Raw genomic sequence first — 2,973 nt, forward strand, 5'->3', positions numbered from 1 at the left:
ATCGACGGGTGCGCGGTCCCGGCCGGTGACGAGACCCCGGGTGGTTGAAGTCGGGGTGAGCGTCGACCGGGCCGGGCGACGGCATACCGGAATGTGCCCGGGCAATGATGATTATGGTCGGTGTGACGGGGTACGTGACGTCCTCGCCGTCGCGTGTTCGGGCACCCTCGTGCGGGCGGTGGTCTGGCGTCTGCTCGGTGGACTCGACCCCGAGCTCGATGGTGGTCATGACATCGATCTTGGCTGGCGGGTGGCCCGTGCCGGCCTACGGGTCGTCGTCGTCCCGTCGGCCACGGCGACCGTGGCCTCGGCCTCGGCCTTCCCCGGGGCATCGGCCGACCGCGCGGGGGCTCTACGGGTCCGGCTGGCGAACACGGCGACGGTGCTGTTGCCGGCGATGGTGGTCGCCCTGCTCGTCGGAACGGCCGTGCGCACCCTCGGCCTGCTCCTGCGCGGCCGACCCCGGGCGGCGCTCGCCGAGCTCACGCTCGCCGGTACCGTGCTGGGGCGGCCACGGCAGTTGCGCCGGATGCGTCGGCGCGCCGCCTGCACGTGGGCGGTGCCGCACCGGGCCGTCCGCCCGTTGTTCCCGGCCCGCCGCCTGCCGTGGCGGCGCGGAGCCGGCGCCGAGGATCTCCTCGATCGGGCCGGAGCCGCCGAAGACGTCGCCGACACCACCTTGGTGGTCACCGGGCCCAGACCGGATGCGCACCCGCGCCGGCCGGCCTGGCCGCCGATGACCCTGGCGACCCTGCTGGGTGCCGTCGGGCTCCTGGCCATGCGGGGGATGCCGGCGGACATGCTCGGCGGGGGCCTGCCGCTCCCGACCGGCAGCCGGAACCTGTGGTCGGCCGTGTGGTCCGGATGGGCGGGGGCGCCCGATGGACCTCTGAGTGGTCCCGGGCCGGCACCCCCTTTCACCGCGCTGTTCGCCGCGGCGGCCACTCTGCTGGGGGAGAGGCCGGCGCCGGCCGCTTGGATCCTGCTGGCGGCCGGCCCGGCGCTCGCGGGCCTGAGCGCCTACCGGGCGCTCGCCCGGCTGGAACCACATCCGCTCGCCCGGTTCGGGCTCGCCGCCGGCTACGGGTTGAACCCGGTGATGACCGGGTCGGTCCTCGCCGGCCGCACCGACACCGTGGGCGCGGTGATCGGCCTTCCCCTGGTGCTCGCCGCCGCCGACGCGGTCCTGCGGGACCGGCGGGACGGCTCCGGCTTTGGCTTTGGCTTTGGCGTCGGCGGGGCGCCGGGCCGGCCGGTGTGGACGCTCGCGGTCTGTCTGGTCGGGTTCATCGCCTGCGCCCCGTCGATGCTGGTCATCGCCTGGGCGGGCCTGGTCGCCGTCGCGTTCCTGACCGCGCGGTCCAGGCTGCCCGCGATCATCGCCGCTCTGCTCGCGACGATCATTCCGGTGCTTCCGGACCTGTGGCTGGATCCCGTCGCCGTCCTCGCCGTCCTCGCCGAATCGGCGATCGCCCTGGCTAGGCTGCCCCAGTACTCCCTGGCCCTGCTGGCTGGTGCGGACAGCGGACCCAGTGCCGATGTGGCCGGCTTCGTCGGTGGATGCCTGGCCTGCTGGTTGTTCGGCCGCCTCGCGGGCCGGGGGCGGGGCCGTCGGCGGCGCACGGCCGTGCTGGTGGTCCTTCCCGTGACGCTGCTCCTCCTCGTCGGGCCGCTGATCCTTGCCGCTCGGTTCCTGGCCGTGGATGTATCTCGGCCCGACGACACCACAGGGGCGAACCCGGCCGGCGTCGAGGGGGCCGGCCTCGCCCGCGCGGTCGCGGCCGTGACCCGCGCCGCCGGCCCGGGTGCCCGCGTCCTCGTCCTGCACCAACCGGCCTCGGCCAGAACGATCCGGTACACCCTGGCCTCCGCGTCCGGGCCGACGTTTCCCGAGACCGGCGCCCGCACCCCGCGGCGGTCCAGTCGGTTCCTCGCCGACATGGTCGCGGACCTCGCCGCCAACGGTGGCCGGGCAGCCGGCTGGCTCCCGTTTCTGGGCGTGACATCGGTCGCCGTACCCACGGCCGACTCGGCCTCTCAGCTCGTCGCCCGACTGGACGCGACGCCGTCCTTGATCCGGGATCGTCCCCGCCCGGGGGCGATCTTCTGGCGTCCCGCCGTTCCGGCCCGTGGTGCGACGGCTTCGGGAGAGCCCGGTGGGACCGGTGCGCCGCGACCGGACGCATCCGGGTGGGCGGGCGGACCCCTGGCCTGGGTGATGGAGTCCGATCGGGCTGATCGTCGTGAGCCGGTGGCGCGGCACGCCGCTCCCGCGGCGACGAAGCGGACAGCCCGCCCGATCGGTACAGCGCCGGGTGCTCCTCTCCTCCTCTCGGCGCCGCTGCCGCCAGCGCCCTCCTCGGTACGCCGGTTGGCCTCCGGCGAGCGGTTGCCCGCCCTCGCCGCCCGGTCCGGCCCGGCACGCTCCCTGGTGCTCGCCGTACCGGCGGATGCCGGATGGCACGCGTGGCTGGAAGGCCGGCCGCTGACTCCGTTCCGGGCGTGGGGCTGGGCAGCCGGATTCCGGCTGCCGCCCGACGGCGGTCGGCTCCGCATCGACCACGACCGGGCTTCACCCCACCGGGCCGTGCTGGGCCAGGCGGCGGCGCTCGCCGCGCTTGTCCTGCTGGGCATCCCCGTGCTGCTGGGAATCCCAGTCCTGAGGTCGCGGCGGATGGCTCCCCCGGCTGCAACGCAGCCGCGGCGGGTCGGGAAGGCTGAGCGGCCGTCGTGTCAGCGGCCGTCGTGTCACGTCGTGGTCGTTTCGCGGACGGTCGTTTCGCGGATGGTGCTGCCGCTGGCGGTCCTCGGGCTGCTCGGGCTGACCGGGGCGTTCCTCGCCGGCACCAGCACCAGCACCGGCACCAGCACCGGTGGTGCCGGTGCCGGGAAGGGACGGGTCTGGCCCCTGTCAGGCGCCATGCTGGCCTGCCCGGACCTGACGCTGGTGGCACCCGGTCCGGGCGGGCCGGG

The 2,973-nt window shown here is 75.4% G+C and carries 1 protein-coding gene; it reads left to right on the top strand.

Going from position 1 to position 2,973, the window contains the following annotated elements:
- Window positions 1-55: 55 nt before the first annotated feature.
- Window positions 56-2,973, top strand: a 2,918-nt coding sequence (locus ACY5KJ_RS14145; RefSeq protein ID WP_462203555.1) for a hypothetical protein, incomplete at its 3' end; no start/stop codon positions are given.

It is taken from the genome of Frankia sp. CcWB3 (genome assembly GCF_977927595.1).